This is a genomic window from Bacteroides sp. AF39-11AC, from assembly GCF_003474285.1.
Classification (GTDB): domain Bacteria; phylum Bacteroidota; class Bacteroidia; order Bacteroidales; family Bacteroidaceae; genus Bacteroides.
On sequence record NZ_QROH01000002.1, the window covers coordinates 548,052 to 564,916 of the forward strand.

Genomic DNA, 16,865 nt, shown 5'->3' on the forward strand with positions numbered 1-16,865 from the left:
AGTACAAAATAAGCATGCTTATTTTTAATGCGGAGGTGAAGCTTAGCTTATCGAAAAATAGGAAGAATTTCGGGTTTTCAAGCGTAAAAGAAAAAAAGATGCCGCTAAATTTCGTTGATACCTATAAAAAAGTTACTTTTGCGGGTCGAAATGGCTAAATAAGAATAATAACAAAAAGAATATATAAAATGGCAGAACAAAAGAAAGCTAACGAAGCCTTGAATGTGGAAGAAGCATTGTCACAATCGGAGGCATTTCTCATTAAAAACAAAAAAGCAATTATCGGCGCTGTAGTAGCAGTAATCATCATCGTAGCCGGTATAGTAATGTACAAGAACCTTTATGCTGAACCGCGCGAAGAAAAAGCACAGGCTGCATTGTTCAAAGGACAGGAATACTTTGAGGCCGACCTTTACGAACAGGCATTGAATGGCGACAGTATCGGATTCGCAGGTTTCGCTAAAATTGCTGATGAATATAGTGGAACCAAAGCTGCCAACCTGGCAAAAGCATATATGGGTATCTGCTACGCTCACCTGGGACAATACGAAGCTGCTGTAAAAGCACTGGATAGCTTCAGCGGAAAAGACCAGATGATAGCTCCTGCAATGAAAGGTGCAATGGGTAACTGCTACGCACAATTAGGCCAGCTGGACAAAGCTGCTTCTATGTTGCTGAGCGCTGCTGACGAAGCTGATAACAATTCACTCAGTCCTATCTACTTACAACAAGCCGGAGAAATCCTCGTTAAGCAAGGCAAGTATGACGACGCTATCAAAGCATATACCAAGATTAAGGACAAATATTTCCGTTCTTACCAGTCAATGGATATCGATAAGTACATCGAACAAGCCAAACTGCTGAAGAAGTAATATACCTTATTATATAGTATATCAGACACGGGTTACACAGATTTTACACGGATAAAAAAGAAACAACCGTGAAATCCGTGTAATCCGTTTCTTTTTTTATTCCCCTTTTATTTTTAATTATTAATTTTAGAATAACTATGGCAACAGCTTATCATAACCTTTCAGACTACGACTTCAACTCTGTTCCTGATGCTAAAGACATGAAGTTCGGCATTGTTGTTTCTGAGTGGAACTTCAATATCACCGGAAAACTTTTAGAGGGCGCAATGAATACTTTAAAAAAACATGGTGCCAGAGACGAAAATATTTTGGTGAAAACAGTTCCGGGTAGCTTTGAATTAATTTTTGGAGCCAACCAATTCATTGAATATAGTAATGTGGATGCAGTTATTGCAATTGGTTGCGTAGTTAGAGGAGATACGCCACATTTTGACTATGTTTGTATGGGAAGCACCAACGGAATTGCTCAACTGAACGCAACTGGCAACGTACCAGTTATTTACGGATTAATTACCACCAATACAATGGAGCAAGCCGAGGACCGCGCCGGTGGCAAACTGGGTAACAAAGGTGACGAATGTGCAATTACTGCAATAAAAATGATCGATTTTGCTTGGAGTTTACAAAAATAGTCGTATCTTTGCACCGCAATTGAGAAACAAAGCTACTCAATGAGAGAATTGAGATAGATTTCAAAGTGCAAAAGGGCAAATACCAGAGTGGCCAAATGGGGCAGACTGTAAATCTGCTGTCTTTCGACTTCGGTGGTTCGAATCCATCTTTGCCCACAAAAATTGCGGAAGTAGCTCAGTTGATAGAGCATTAGCCTTCCAAGCTGAGGGTCGCGGGTTTGAGCCCCGTCTTCCGCTCTTAGAGAGGATTGATAATCAAAAGGTTATCAATCCTTTTCTTTTTATATATTACTTGGAATCTTCCTTCATGATATTATAAATAATGCAATTGTTGGTCTATTGTTGTTCCCCAAAACAATAAATATGATAACAATCAAAGCCGAAGTATTAAAAGGCAAGCAAAAGAGTGATGGTACATATAATGTAAAAATCAGAATGACCTATAAGAGAGAAGTCAAAAGACTACCAACTTCTATCTATGTAAGAAAGGAAGACCTCACCAAGACATTCAAAATAAAGAATCCCAAGTTTATTAAGGAAGCAAATAATATTGTTAGGCAATATCAAGAATTATGTGCCTCCCTCCCATTGGAAACAGCCAATTATAGCCTGAATGATATAATAGAGTGTATCAAAGTTAAAAATGAAAGAAAGACTACCATAGATTTCATTCAGTTCTCAAAGGAGTGGTTGGAGATTACTCAATTAAAAGGGAAATCCAACTACCAAACATCAATTAATGCCTTCATCACTTATCTTGGAAAAGAACATCTGAATACAGACCAAATGACCAAGAAGCTATTAAATGATTTCATAAATTACCTACAATTAAAAAGAACTCAAAGAATTGAGGAGTTAAAGAAACATGGGAAAAGAATACCTTCCAATAGAATGCTCTCTCTATATATTGGATGCCTCAGACACCTATACAATGAAGTCAAGAAAAGGTATAATGACTATGATAGAAACATCATCTTAGTACCAAACTCACCTTTTGAGAACTTAGAAATTCCCAAGCAAGAGGCTACAAGGAAGAGAGCTATTTCAGCAGAAGCAATCAAAGAAATATGGGAATTACCTTACCAATATAACAATAATGGAACAGAGAAGAAGTGCCCATATAACTTAGCCAAAGATTGCTTCATCATATCTTTCTGTCTGATGGGAATGAACTCAATAGACTTATACAGTTGTTCTACACTAGAAGGAGAAGTAATCACCTACTATAGAAGTAAAACCAAAGATAGAAGATTAGATAAAGCCAAAATGAAAGTTATAGTTCCTCCTATTCTTCAATCACTAATGGAAAAGTACCAAGACCAAACAAAAAACAGAATATTCAATTTCTATCACACTTATTCAACTGCTGGCAACTTCAATAAGGCTATCAATATTGGTTTAAAGGAAATAGGAAAACTACTAAAGATTGATGATTTGGAGTATTATGCAGCAAGGCACTCATGGGCTACTTTAGCAGTCAATAAAGTAGGCATAGACAAATATACAGTCCATGCAGCACTTAATCACATTGATGAAGCTATGAAAGTCACAGACATATACATTGAAAGAGACTTCAAGATTGAGAATGAAGCAAACTTGAAGGTTCTTCAATATGTATTTGGGAGTGAAGGGGTGAAGTAGTGTTAAAAGAATCTCTGTAGTTGATGGACTATGGAGATTCTTTTTTGTATTCATTTGTTTGCTTTTTATTAGGAGAAGTGAATACAATATATTACTTTTGATTATCATCAAGTGAATAATAATCATGAATAATAATAGTATAATAGAGAGTAGTATTATTTCTGTTGGAAAATATGAAATCTTATATGGAACAGGAGTAGCTGCATCTTTTGAAGAAGATACACCTAAAGTTATTCAATATCTAAACAATGCAAAAGTCAGGTATTATGATGTTGATTTAAAATGTGACATTAATTGGAAAGAGACAGGGAAATCCATTAATTCTATTAGTTTCTTGATGCCAAGAGACAATGCCTATTTAGGAGATGTATTTATTACTACTCCCTATGGCTTAATAAAAAAGAATAGAACTGGAGTTGGAGCTACTACCCTTGAATTAAGTTCTCCAAGAAATAGTATTGTGGTTGTTCCTACAAGAGCATTAGCCTACAATAAAGCAATAAATAGCAAAATAGAAGGAGAAGAAAACAAGTATAAAATTCTTTATGTAGGGGGAAAGATTGCAGGTTTTAATGTGCCAGCCCCATCTGCATATATTGCAGATTCATCTATTGAATATAAGAAATTTATTGTTGTTGTTGATAGTTTCCCTGGACTTTTAAAAGATATAGGTGAGGATAATTACAAGGACTATTTTCTTATGATAGATGAGATTGATTCTTATCAATATGATTGTAGCTATAGACCTAATATGGAAGATGTCATTGATTACTACTTTCAGTTTCCACCCACACAAAGATGTTTAGTTTCAGCTACAATCAGCTCATTTTCAAATAAACAAATAGAGGAAGAACCTATAATAAATGTACAGTTTAATCAACCTTTATCAAGAAATATCAAATTATTTTATACAGATGATACTAACATTCGTTTAAAAAAGACAATTGAAGATATTCATTATAATCATCCTAATGATAAAATATTAGTAGCATATAATGCTATCAGAAATTGTCTGATTGTCATAAATAGCCTTGAAGAGGTATTAAAGAATGAATGCGCTATGCTTTGTAGTACTAAGAATGAGAATACTATACCATACTATCATAAAATAATAGAGAATCAACTACCCAAGCAAATATCATTCATGACTTGTACTTATTTTGTTGGCATAGATATTACAGAGAGATTTCATCTTATTTCTGTTATCAATTCAAATAAACCACAGACAGCACTAACCACAGATAAACTACAGCAAATAGCTGGTAGATGTAGGCATATTGACGAGGTATTAAGTGAAACAATAATCTACTCAACTAAAACTCCAAGTGATGATTATAATCTTACAGAAATTAGTAAACAAGTGCTTAGTGATGCAGAGCAAATGTCTTTACTGGGAAATTTATATCCTGCACTTAAATTGAAATTCCCTAAAGTCTTGCTATTTAGAGATAATTTAGATGTTGAAGATTTCATAAAAGGGAGTCGTAAAAGCTATTATGGAGGTAGTAAACCTATACAGATTATAAGAAGGAATAGCAATGGCTTGTTTGTTCCTGCATATTTTAGCATTGACAATATAAGGATTCAAATAGAATTAATGAAAAGCTTGTATTCTCAAAAATTACGTTTGTATAATGAATTAGTCAGACTGGGGAATAATATTTATTTTCATGATTATGTCCCTGAGATGGAACACTTAGCTCCAGAAGTTGAGAGGGAAACAGAAGAACAAATTCACCAATCAAATCAAGAACAGAGAGAGAGACTTATCACTTTATTAAGGGAAGAATCCACTTTAGAAAATAGAGAAAGGTTAGCAAATAGATTGAAATCCCATTGTTCTACATCAAATACAATCTTCATTGAGCGTTTTATCGAATTACAAACATATCTACCATTTGAAGTATTAATACAAAAGCTCCAACTATATGATACTTCTAAAGAATATGATAGTTTTTATAATTCTGTAATGTTTTGGGCTTTAAGTGAAGGTCATCAATTTAAGTTAGCTTTTTATCAGCAATTTCCTATTAACACATTGATTTCAGGTAATGTACTAACAGAAAGATTTAATAATATGTGGCAAAGTTCATTAGGCTATAGAAGGCTAACCAATAGACAAGCAATACCTATTTTACGCTTATTTTGTAAAATAAAAAAAACATCTAGTAGAGTTATTAGAACTCCATACATAATAGAAAGCTATGATATAAATGATTTTAATTGTCAACCCATTCATTCAATTCCTGCAAATGTTAATATACGAAATATTTTTCGATTTTAACAATGTATGCACTTCTATATTAGAAATAATAATATGAATACATAGTACATATTAAAAATTCCCAGTTCTCCCCAACCTCTATAGGGGAGAACTATATCCTGCCATTAGCAATACATAACTATTTTTACTCCACACTTCAAGTATTCTCCAATTTTTTATTTTGTTTTTTATAAGTCTATATGCTACTTAATTAGCATCAACAGCCCCCTAATCTTGCAATATTGGGCTACTCCCCCTATCATGTTTGTGGGGATGAAGCTAAAGTAGATTGGATAATGAACTAGAACAGGGTGCTCATTACACTAATACAAACAGCAATGCTCATTACTTCCCCCTATGCACTTGAAGGTAGTCAATGATGGAATTACCTCATTAAGTACAACAATTAAATTACAGAATTATGGGAAAGTTAAAGTTTTTAGAGACAATGACTATCAATGAGTTCAAGTCTCAGAAGGAAGTTAAAGCTATTGAAGTGAAGCAGAATCCACACACTGGTAAATGCTTCTTTGTATATGGCTGTGAAACTGGTGCAGTGAGTGATAAGTTTATTAATGGAGAAATCACCAATCCAGTTATTTCACAAGTTTGCTCACCTGACACTGGTGATATGTTCTATATGCTTCATCAGAAGGGTGAAGGTAATTGTATGACCTTGGCAACTTTATAAAGGTTATGCTTATCACTTGAAGAGTAGTACAGTTGAAAGGCTGGCTACTCTTTTTTCTTTATACACTAACCATCAACAATTAATAGATTACAATATGTTGAATTTAAGAGTATCATCAAAGAAGCAGGCTAAGATAAAGCTTGCTCTACAAGGCTGTGCAGGCTCAGGAAAGACCTATTCAGCCTTGTTATTAGCCTATGGTCTGACTAATGACTGGACTAAAATAGCCATCATAGACAGTGAGAATGGAAGTGCTGATTTGTATGCCAGTTTAGGTAATTACAATGTATTACCCCTTCAAGACAACTTCACACCTGAAACTTATATTGAAGCTATAAAGGTGTGTGAGGATGCTAAAATGGAGGTGATAATCATTGATAGTATTTCCCAATGTTGGGATAACCTTCTGGAGTATCATGCTAATCTACAAGGCAATTCATTCACTAACTGGCAGAAGATTACACCAAGAATTAATGCCTTCATGCAGAAGATTCTACAATCTCCAAGCCATGTTATTTGTACCATGAGGTGCAAGCAGGATTATGTTCTTAGTGAAAAAAATGGCAAGATGATTCCTGAGAAAGTGGGATTAAAGGCTGTCATGAGGGATGGAATAGACTATGAATTTACCATAGTTCTTGATATTAACATGAAGCATCAAGCCATTGCATCAAAGGATAGAACAAGTCTATTCATGGGTAAGCCAGACTTTACTATTACACCCACTACTGGGCAAATAATACTGGATTGGTGTAATAATGGAGTAAACTTAGATATGATAAAACAGAAGATAAATCAGGCTAAAACCATTGAAGAGCTTACCTCCATTTATCACCAATACCCTGAATGGTATCAGCAACTTACATCAGATTTCATGCAGAAGAAAATGCAGTTGCAGGAAGAGAACAATAAACCTATTATTAACTATAATCCTAATTTTATACATTATGGAAGCAATGCAGTTAATGCCAGTACACAGAACTAATATGTCTGTATTGACTAACCAAAGAACTAATATTGAAACAATAACACCTATTGAGGTATTGGAGAGTGAACCTACTAATACTAGAAGGGTAAACAAATTACCATTCATAGAGGCTAACACCAAAGAGGTTACTATTGAGCATCTAAGAAATGATTGTGTAGTACCAGTATTCAGCAAGGATAATGAGATAACTATCAGTCACCCTTCATTTATTGACACTGTTTGGGAAGCTGCCAATCAGATATTTCCCAATGAGAGGATTGAAGAACCTGCAATTAGAGTAAGCCATGTCATTAAAGGCAGAACCCCCGAAGCTATTCATAAACCAGTGAAGGATTTACTTGAATCAGACAAGACCATTTATTATGAAAGAATGATGTTCTGCTTTGAGATTCCCACTATCCATGAAGATATAATGGGCAATAGATTGAATCTTACTATTGGTGGAGTAAGGGCATATAATCATGAAAACTTGTATAGTAAGAAAGGTGTAGAAAAATTCAAGGTATTTATAGGCTTTAAGAACTTAGTTTGCTGTAATATGTGTGTCTCAACTGATGGTTACAAGTCTGAGTTAAAGGTGATGAGTACTGCTGATTTATTTAATTCAGTGATGAGGCTATTTCAAGAATACAACATAGCCAAACACCTATACTACATGAGTGCATATAAAGATAGTTATATGACTGAACAGCAGTTTGCACAGTTTTTGGGTAAGAGTAGATTATATCAATATCTCCCAGTTGAACAGAAGAAAAGGCTTCCTCAAATGCTGATGACTGATACACAGATAGGGCTTGTAGCCAAGGCATATTACAATGATGATAACTTTGCTCTTCCTGACAATCAGAGTGCTATATCCATGTGGAATGTATATAATTTACTCACTGGGGCTAATAAAAGCAGCTACATAGATAACTTCTTGGATAGGTCACTGAATGCCACACAACTTACAGAAGGACTAAATAAGGCTCTGTATGGCACTAATGAATACAGCTGGTTTATCCAGTAACCAATTATAATTAGCACTACTTCTTCAACCCCCACCTTATCTCACTTCTTATATCCATTATGTTAGGAAATTCTTGTTAGCCTCATTTACATCCTTATTTATAATATAGAGGTAAGTGAGAAAGGAGGCACTTGTATTCACTTCTCTTATAAAAAGAATATAGAAGTGAATACATTCAATAACCTAACACCTTCAAGTGCCTCAGGCTAACCTGAGGAAAGTGTACATCTATCTTTTTAAATTTCTATTATATACTGTAAGTTAGATGTACACAATAGCCTCTTAATTCTGAAAATGAATTATAAGGGTGAGATTTGTAGGTAGATTGATAATCCTCTCATTAAACTAATCCACTTCAAGTGGTTAAAATGAAAAGTGATTAGATGAAGGAGTATTCATAGGTTTACATTGAGGTTAAAGCCTTATTGTATTGTAGTTTATTGTTGTTCAAGCCTCAGCCTATAATAGGTTGGGGCTTTTTTAATTGATTGAGTTATGACAGAATTTTATTTAATGATGAAATGGGTTGTTTTTAGTATAGTAGGCTTGGCAATATACCTATGGTTAGACAGAGATACTAAGAAATAAAGACTAAATTTGCAATACCAAAACATAGCCCATACCAATGGTGCTAATATGGATTGATGCTTATAAAATTAGTATTCTAGTGATTGTTTATTAATGAAAAGTTCTAACTTTGCATCATGAATAATTGAATGAATGCTAATGAAATAGAAGTTTAATCAAGACATATTAGAAAAAGAAGTGTTTGCTTTTTACTTGTAACTCTCAAAATCGCCAATTTTAAGAATAGCTACAAAAGTGAATAAGTGAATGCTCATACCATTAGGTGTGGGCTTTCCTTGTTGTAGCTATAGGTGTTTGGCGATACCTGAGAGTTAATAAGGAAAGTACCACACTTTCTTTTTATGGTATGGTTACAAAAGTGGGTACTATGAATATATTCCATGAATTGCAAAGAGTTTGTACTAATGTAAAAAAACTACATAATAAGAATATCAAGATTCTTGTTAGTGCAGAGAATTTTATAACATGTAGGGAATTGTTTGAAAATGTAAAATTATTGCCTATTATTCAAAACCATCAAATCGGATTTATCAATAAAGATGGGGAAATTATTATAAAGCCAATTTATAGTGATTATCAAGGTTTGTTTTTAAACTCCTCACAATCAAAAGTGTGTGTTAAGAAAGATGAGAAATGGGGGATTATTGATTCTACAGGATTTACATGGGTAAACTTTGAATATGATTATATACTTCCCGAAGTCATTGATTATGCTCTTTATCCATTTTATTCCCGACATTTATATTCTATAAACAAGAACCATCAATGGGCTGTTATTAATGATTCTGATTTTTCAATAGATAAGGTTGTTGATTTTGGAATATATGATTGGATTGATGGCTATGATTCAGGGTTAGCTAGAGTTAAAAAAAGAGATAAATGGGGCATCATAGACTATACAGGAAAATTAGTACTTCCTTTAGAATATGATAATATATGGAATTTTTATAATAAAAAGAGAAATGATACTATCGTAGAAAAAGGTATGCAAAAAAGGACTATTAGATTTTCGGAATTAAATACAATGTGCGAAGATTTTAATGATACTGAAAGCTATGAAGATGATGATAGCAATAATTACTCTTCAATTTATAGAAATCCATACTATAATGGTATGTTGGATTTAGACCAACAAAGCCCTGATTTTTGGGATTCATTATAATTACTAATATAATCATATGAAAATGAATAAATATTATATACTACTTCTTTGTGTGCTGTTTGTTTTTGGAACATCTAGTTGTAATTCAAATAAAAATATGAAAGTTTATGAAGAGAGATTAGAAGCCACTATTGAAAATTACTATACGCTACTTCAATTGTTATATCTAACAGATTATGCTAGAGCAAATCATCAGGAACATGTTATAGGTGTCTCTTATGATTCAATGATTGTATGTCTTTTAAAAGAGTTGGATAAGATTGAATCGCAAGTTATGGAATTAAGAAAGGATGCGGATGATATACAAACAGGGATGAAAGATTTCTATCTTTATGATTATAAAAGTACTTTCAATAGTATCAAATCTTATCTAATGGATAGAGATTTTTATAATGCTATTGAAGCTACAAAAAAATGTCTTGAATCTATTTACAGCGCAAAAACCTTCTTTCATTATAAACCCAAATTTTATGAAGAAGGAGGACGTAGCTTTCTATAATTATTTTGATTAGTATAATGAACTATTCTATTTTATTTGGAATTAAGCAAACTAAACTCCCCATTATAATAGTTGAGATAGAGGATAAGCACCTTTGTTTCATCTTAGATACTGGGAGTACATGTTGTTTGATTGATAGTAATGTAGTAGAATATTTCAAGGATATAGTAGAGCCTATTGGGGATTACTGCATCAGTGGAATAGATGGAACTAAGCATAATGTAGATGTGGTTATTCTACCTTTCAACTTTGAAGGTTATACCTATAAGCCAAAGTTCTGTGTACAGCAACTATCAGATGCTTTTAAAGAAATTGAAGAAGATAGTGGAATACAAGTACATGGATTGCTGGGTACTGACTTCCTATTAGAAAATAAATGGATTATTGATTTCAAAGAACTTAATATACACATTAACAATGAGTGACATACAGCAGACATCTGAAAATACGTTATTATGGTTTATAGTAGCCGCTATATTTGGCTTACTTTGTTTAATTATATGGTTGTTTCAAACTGTAAAATTTAGAGAGCCTACAGTTAGTGATTATTATAGAAACTATAATGATGATAGAGGATATTTGTTAAATGAAGAATTATATAACAAAGCACTGTATAGATATAAAAAGTGTAACAATAAACGCAGATGGTTTATATTATTGTATGATTATGTAAACAAATAAATTTATGTTTTTGATTCTTCTAAAGATATGTGATTATACTCAAATGTCTAATCATTAATATTGAGAATAGCCCTCGCTATACCCTTGGTTGCTGTGCCTTTCTATTATATCTAATTATTAGGTGTTTCATTTAATAGGAAGAAAAGATTAATCAATATCACTTAAAGCTTACTTCTTCTAGTGGTATAAGATAACTGCATTATAAACTTTAAATAAAGGATTGAATTATGGAAAAGAAACAAGAAACTTAGCACTTCCAAGTGCTAGTATTGGCAATGTATAAACCTTACCAATGTTGGTCAATAGTTGTTCTATTGACTTTTATAGAAGTAATTAACAGACTAACAATCAATTAATTGAATAGTATTATCAAAGAGCCTTCCAAGCTGAGGGTCGCGGGTTTGAGCCCCGTCTTCCGCTCTTCTGAAAATCAGATAGTTATCGCAAGATTTCTATCTGATTTTTGCTTTTAGAGGATGCCGAATTTAGCGTGGTTTAACCGAGTGAGTTAAACCGAGAGTTAAACCAAAATCTTATGAACACATCAATGCGTGCTACAAATGGAAAACTTTAGCAAAAGAAAATGATTACCTACATCTGAAACTCATAATCATAAGGTTTATGGAATATATTAATGAATTTCACAAGTAATAGATAGAGTTCACTCATCAAGCGATTTGCCAATTCCAATAACTTATGAATTTCTCTCCGAGCTAAATAGATTGAAATTAATAATTCAAGCTCTCTTTTACAACAATTCAAGTATCTGTTTCTTATAATTAAGTATAAAGGAATGGCCTTGTAAGAATTCGATGTTTAAGAGCCCAATATTGCCATCACCTATTATAAAATCTAACGTATACTCATCCTTTCCTATCTTGAATGTTACATTTCTACATAATTCAGCCATCTTAATTGATAATTTATTTACGATATTAGCTGTTTCCTTTTGAATTTGCTCAGGTTTTCCTACATATAAACCACGTTGAAGTTTATTGTTTCTACATCCTGTATCAAAAGCAAATCGTGTTTTTTTTCCATTGACTTTACTATCTAAAATGATATAATCTATTGCCACATCAGGATAGTCTTCATGGTTTTTCCATTTATAAATAGTCCCTTTCGCTTTATTATTAGAATCGTAGGATTCAACAATATTCTTTTCCATATCAAATTTCCAAGCTCCTGATCTAAGGATATTAGCCCCGACGATAAATTTTGGTGCATATTTTTGAAAATGCCCAGTAAGATCTGCAACTAAGCAATACACTCTATGATATGTCTTTCCACAAAAAAAAATAGAATCTATAAAAGCACTTGAAATCTTATCTTTAGTTTGGTTAACAGGAATTGCTTGTAATTCATCTTCTTTTATTCCGCATGAATCAATAGCAAAAATAGAATCAATTATACATAACGAACAACCCGTATCAATAAGAGAGGGTATTGAGTGCCTTTTTGTCTCATTGAACACCTGTACATCCGTATACATAAACTTATCTTTAAAAATAAGCTTTGATTGTGCTTTAGCAGCAAAACTGACAGCAAGCATTATACATAAGGATAAAAAATAGAACTTCATAATTATTTTAAAAATATATCTCTTAAAACATCTCCTATCCACAGTTCTCTCATTTTTTCTCGAAAATAATCATCCTTAAATTTAAAGGCATCTTTATTGTATATTCTTTTAAGATTGTGATTCACACTGTCTCGGTAGTGTAAGATTAGACGATAATACAATGCAGAGTCATTAATTTCATCTTGTTTTACAGTTATTGAATCTTTAACAGCAGGTATAGTAGCAAAGGTATCTTGGATTGTACTTGTTACCAACGTATCTTTTACAAATTTTATATCTAACGTGTCTCTATTTAAATTGAGATATCTATTCGTCCGTGCAAATAAAGCCCCGTTGCTAAATGCAAGAATTAGTAAGATTGATATTTTAAGTACATCTTTCATACACCGTTTTTTGCAAAGATACAACATTCTAAAAATAGATGTTCCTTTTACCAGAAAAATAGAGGTATATCTGTAAGTTCCAAGTTTTGGGATTTCAATAGAAGCATATCTAAGTCCAACTGTCCTAACAAAGGGTAGATGTTATATGCAATGGTAGGAGAAGAATGCAAGAAGCTAAAAAACAAATATGCAAACCGGAAATAATTAGCGAAACACTTGACATCGCCTTCTCAATATCGTATCTTTGTATCATCCTTTTATAGATAATCTTTATTCAACTTTGCATTAAACTACATTTCACGGCATATAGGAACGGAGAAGCAACTGCTTCCCCGTTTTTTTATTCCCTCAACACAGCAGGCTCCGATAGCTCACAGTTATATAAGCGTGGGCTTACACTTATATAAGCGTGAGCCCACACTTGTACAACCGCAATACCACACTCCGTCGTCTCCAATGCCACACTTCAACAGTTTAAACATGTGGCATTCAGCTGACTAAGATGTGGCATAGAGGAGAATAAAGTGTGGTATTTGCTTCGCTAACCACAGGCAAAAGATATCAGAAACTCACAATCACAAGGCATTCGAGTCATGACACTCATCTTGGCAGTATTCCCGTTAATAATACATAAATTTGCTATTGACAAAAGGCAACGATTATCTGCCGGAATCAGTAAACATTATTTTTAATTTGAAGCAAATCACAATAAAGAATGTTTCATTGCAAGCAGAATAATTTCAGAAACATTCCCTCTTATTTCATAATATTACTCCTATACTGCGTCGGCGTCAGATTAACCAACTGCTTAAACGTGCGATTGAAATGAGTGATTGAATCGAAGCCGCACTCCACAGCTATCTGCGAAATATCCATTTCTCCCAATGCTAACAACTTACAAGCATATCCCACACGCATTTCCAGCACATACTGCAAAAGCGTCTTCCCTGTATTCTCCTTGAAATAACGACAGAAGGCGCTGGAGTTCATACTCGCCATTCCGGCTATTTCATTCAATTTGAGGTTACGGGTGTAGTTATTGTTTATAAAGGAAATGATTTTATCAATCCGCTTGTTCCCCAGCGTAGGAAACTTTTCGTAATAATGCAGACTTGCCAACGTCCTTCTTTGCGGACTGACTGCCAGCTCCTGCAACAAATCCAGCAACCCGCTTATCTGGCGAAAACCACTTAATGAAAGAAAGCCGGAAAGCAACTCCCCTACCCGGGTTGCATCCTGTTTCGGAAAGATGATACCTCTCTTCGATTCCTCCAACAGCATTTTTATTTGCAGAAACTGAGGATAATAATCAAAGGAATACTGCATAAAGTTCTGCTCAAACTGAATGATAGTCCCTTGTACGCGTGAAGTGGCGTTCTCCGAACCATAAATATCATTGCTCCGCATGTAATGGGGCAGATTAGTACCGAACAGAATCACATCACCCGCAGAGAACTTCTCAATGCAGTCGCCTACAAAGCACAGACCATGACTCTCCTTTACGTAAATGATTTCATACTGGCTGTGGAAATGCCATGGATAAGTGAAACGATCATAATCGTAATGCCGCGCTTTGATCGGATTCGACTCCGATATAGGTAACTTTTCATTTATAATCGGTCGGCGCATATATTCAGCAAAATTTAATTCACACACAAAGATAAGGAAAGACAATAGAAATGCTACCGCATACATGCAAAAATCCGCATATATTCTGCAAATATCCATTTATCGCAGCATTATTTTTGCACGTATATTTGCAGTCAATAATCAGTTAAACTATTAATATATAAATGTTATGGAAAAAACCTGGAGATGGTTTGGCAAGAAAGACAAGATCACGCTCGACATGCTGCGGCAAATCGGCGTGGAAGGAATTGTGACTGCCTTGCACGATGTGCCCAATGGTGAAATATGGACCGAAGAGGCTATCAACGATCTGAAAACCTATATCGAGTCTTACGGCCTGCGCTGGTCTGTAGTAGAAAGCCTGCCTGTTTGCGAGGCGATCAAGTATGCCGGACCGGACCGCGAACAGTTGATAGAAAACTATAAAGTCAGTCTGGCAAACCTAGGTAAGTGCGGTGTGAAAACCGTATGCTATAACTTTATGCCTGTTATCGACTGGATACGCACGGATTTGCAACATCCCTGGGCAGACGGCACTTCGTCACTCTACTTCGACCGTGTTCGCTTCGCTTACTTCGACCTTCGAATCCTCGGACGTGAAGGAGCCGAAAAGGACTACTCCGCCGAAGAACTGGCAAAGGTTGCAGAACTGGACAAGACCATCACCGAAGCAGAAAAGGATGATCTCATAGACACGATCATTGTAAAGACGCAAGGTTTCGTCAACGGAAATATCAAAGAAGGAGATAAGAATCCGGTGAACATCTTCAAGAAGCTGTTGGCACTCTATAAAGGTATCGACCGTGATATGCTACGCGAAAACATGCGTTATTTCCTCTCCGCCATTATGCCCGTCTGCGAAGAATATGGTGTGAATATGTGTGTGCATCCCGATGATCCTCCGTTCCAGGTATTAGGTTTACCGCGTATTGTCACCAACGAAGCTGACATCGCCTGGTTCCTGAATGCAGTGGATAACCCGCATAACGGACTGACCTTCTGCGCCGGTTCCCTCAGTGCAGGCGAGCATAACGATACCCGTGAATTGGCAAAGAAATTCGCTAAACGTACTCACTTTGTCCACCTGCGCAGCACGGCCGCCATGCCCGGAGGCAACTTTATAGAAAGCTCGCATCTGACCGGACGCGGACATTTGATTGACCTCATCCGCATCTTTGAGAAAGAAAACCCGGGACTGCCTATGCGTGTAGACCACGGACGAATGATGCTGGGTGACGAAGACAAAGGATATAACCCCGGATATTCATTCCATGGCCGTATGCTGGCATTGGCACAGGTAGAAGGAATGATGGCAGTGGTGCAAGACGAAATAAACAATTAAAAATTAATAATTAAATAAGGAGATTATGAACGAACAATTCAGTATTGCAGGTAAAGTAGCCGTTATCACCGGTGCAGGTGGTGTATTGGGTGGCAGCATTGCCAAATGTTTCATGGAGCAAGGCGCCAAAGTAGTAGCCGTTGACATCCGTCAGGAACAACTGGACAAACGTGTAGAAGAACTGAAAGCTTACGGTGAAGATGTAATCGGCATCGTAGGTAATGTATTGGACATCGCCAGCCTTGAAAAATTGGCTGATGACATCGTTGCCAAATGGGGACGTATCGACATCCTGCTCAACATTGCCGGTGGCAATATGCCGGGTGCTACGCTGGCTCCCGACCAGAACTTCTTCGACATGGACGTTACCTGCTGGGAGAAAGTGACTAACCTGAATATGAACGGAACCGTCTATCCTTCTATGGTATTCAGCAAAGTGATGGCTAAACAAGGTAAAGGTTGTATCGTAAACGTATCTTCCATGGCTGCTTACAGCGCTATCACCCGCGTTCCGGGTTACTCGGCAGCTAAGACAGCCGTTGCCAACTTCACTCAATGGCTGGCAAGCGAACTCGCACTGAAGTACGGAGACGGCATCCGTGTGAATGCTATCGCTCCGGGTTTCTTCATCGGCGACCAGAATCGTGCCGTGCTTATCAATCCTGACGGTTCACTGACAGACCGCAGCAAGAAAGTTTTAGCCAAAACTCCGATGAAACGCTTTGGAGATATCAACGAACTGAACGGCGCCGTACAATTCCTGTGCAGCGATGCGGCAAGTTTCGTGACGGGTGCATTGCTTCCGATAGATGGCGGATTTAGTGCATTCAGCGGAGTATAAGAAGCTACACCCTGTTTTTTCCATACAAAAGCTGTTTCAAAATTCTGAAACAGCTTTTGTTG

Annotated in this window: 15 protein-coding genes and 2 tRNA genes; 14 read left to right on the forward strand and 3 right to left on the reverse strand. The window is 35.5% G+C overall.

Features of this window, described 5'->3' with window-relative positions:
• Positions 1-188 precede the first annotated feature (188 nt).
• The 12 genes from DW036_RS04830 to DW036_RS04885 all read left to right on the forward strand — a co-directional run bounded on the left by DW036_RS04830 (position 189) and on the right by DW036_RS04885 (position 10,770).
• On the forward strand, positions 189-872 hold the full coding sequence (locus DW036_RS04830; protein ID WP_007212655.1) for a tetratricopeptide repeat protein: 684 nt from the start codon (positions 189-191) through the stop codon (positions 870-872).
• Positions 873-1,009: 137 nt separating this feature from the next.
• Positions 1,010-1,504: a 6,7-dimethyl-8-ribityllumazine synthase gene (gene ribH, locus DW036_RS04835; protein ID WP_118461738.1), complete on the forward strand. Its 495-nt coding sequence runs from the start codon at positions 1,010-1,012 to the stop codon at positions 1,502-1,504.
• 73 nt (positions 1,505-1,577) lie between these two features.
• Positions 1,578-1,660: transfer RNA gene (locus tag DW036_RS04840), tRNA-Tyr, on the forward strand.
• A gap of 8 nt (positions 1,661-1,668) precedes the next feature.
• Positions 1,669-1,741 (forward strand) — tRNA-Gly (locus DW036_RS04845).
• Positions 1,742-1,867: 126 nt separating this feature from the next.
• On the forward strand, positions 1,868-3,145 hold the full coding sequence (locus DW036_RS04850) for a phage integrase SAM-like domain-containing protein (protein WP_118461740.1): 1,278 nt from the start codon (positions 1,868-1,870) through the stop codon (positions 3,143-3,145).
• Positions 3,146-3,269: 124 nt separating this feature from the next.
• Complete coding sequence (locus DW036_RS04855) at positions 3,270-5,429, forward strand: hypothetical protein (protein ID WP_118461742.1); 2,160 nt, start codon at positions 3,270-3,272, stop codon at positions 5,427-5,429.
• A gap of 400 nt (positions 5,430-5,829) precedes the next feature.
• The gene (locus DW036_RS04860) at positions 5,830-6,099 is read left to right on the forward strand and encodes a hypothetical protein (protein ID WP_117693603.1); all 270 of its coding nucleotides are present in this window, start codon (positions 5,830-5,832) and stop codon (positions 6,097-6,099) included.
• 94 nt (positions 6,100-6,193) lie between these two features.
• Positions 6,194-7,084 carry an AAA family ATPase gene (locus tag DW036_RS04865; RefSeq protein ID WP_117693600.1) on the forward strand — a complete coding sequence of 297 codons (891 nt, stop codon included), beginning with the start codon at positions 6,194-6,196 and terminating at the stop codon, positions 7,082-7,084.
• Positions 7,047-8,096, forward strand: coding sequence for a DUF3871 family protein (locus DW036_RS04870; protein ID WP_118461744.1), 1,050 nt, complete (start codon positions 7,047-7,049; stop codon positions 8,094-8,096). Before DW036_RS04865 ends, DW036_RS04870 begins: the two co-directional genes overlap by 38 nt.
• 955 nt (positions 8,097-9,051) lie before the next feature.
• Entirely contained in the window at positions 9,052-9,846 is a 795-nt protein-coding gene (locus DW036_RS04875) for a WG repeat-containing protein (RefSeq protein ID WP_158585943.1), read from the forward strand.
• Between the two features lie 97 nt (positions 9,847-9,943).
• Entirely contained in the window at positions 9,944-10,345 is a 402-nt protein-coding gene (locus DW036_RS04880) for a hypothetical protein (RefSeq protein WP_117693591.1), read from the forward strand.
• Between the two features lie 17 nt (positions 10,346-10,362).
• Positions 10,363-10,770 carry an aspartyl protease family protein gene (locus DW036_RS04885; RefSeq protein ID WP_117693622.1) on the forward strand — a complete coding sequence of 136 codons (408 nt, stop codon included), beginning with the start codon at positions 10,363-10,365 and terminating at the stop codon, positions 10,768-10,770.
• Positions 10,771-11,774: 1,004 nt separating this feature from the next.
• Here DW036_RS04885 and DW036_RS04895 read toward each other — a convergent pair.
• The 3 genes from DW036_RS04895 to DW036_RS04905 form a co-directional block, all read right to left on the reverse strand.
• Positions 11,775-12,608: a hypothetical protein gene (locus DW036_RS04895; RefSeq protein WP_118461746.1), complete on the reverse strand. Its 834-nt coding sequence runs from the start codon at positions 12,606-12,608 to the stop codon at positions 11,775-11,777.
• 2 nt (positions 12,609-12,610) lie between these two features.
• Positions 12,611-12,991 (reverse strand): hypothetical protein, encoded by a 381-nt coding sequence (locus tag DW036_RS04900; RefSeq protein WP_118461748.1) that lies wholly within the window; start codon positions 12,989-12,991, stop codon positions 12,611-12,613.
• 756 nt (positions 12,992-13,747) lie between these two features.
• Positions 13,748-14,719, reverse strand: a complete 972-nt coding sequence (locus DW036_RS04905; RefSeq protein WP_118461750.1) for an AraC family transcriptional regulator — start codon at positions 14,717-14,719, stop codon at positions 13,748-13,750.
• Between the two features lie 70 nt (positions 14,720-14,789).
• Between DW036_RS04905 and uxuA the strand changes: the two genes are divergently transcribed.
• On the forward strand, positions 14,790-15,962 hold the full coding sequence (uxuA, locus tag DW036_RS04910) for a mannonate dehydratase (protein ID WP_118461752.1): 1,173 nt from the start codon (positions 14,790-14,792) through the stop codon (positions 15,960-15,962).
• Positions 15,963-15,987: 25 nt separating this feature from the next.
• Entirely contained in the window at positions 15,988-16,803 is an 816-nt protein-coding gene (locus tag DW036_RS04915; RefSeq protein WP_007215389.1) for an SDR family oxidoreductase, read from the forward strand.
• Positions 16,804-16,865: the final 62 nt, after the last annotated feature.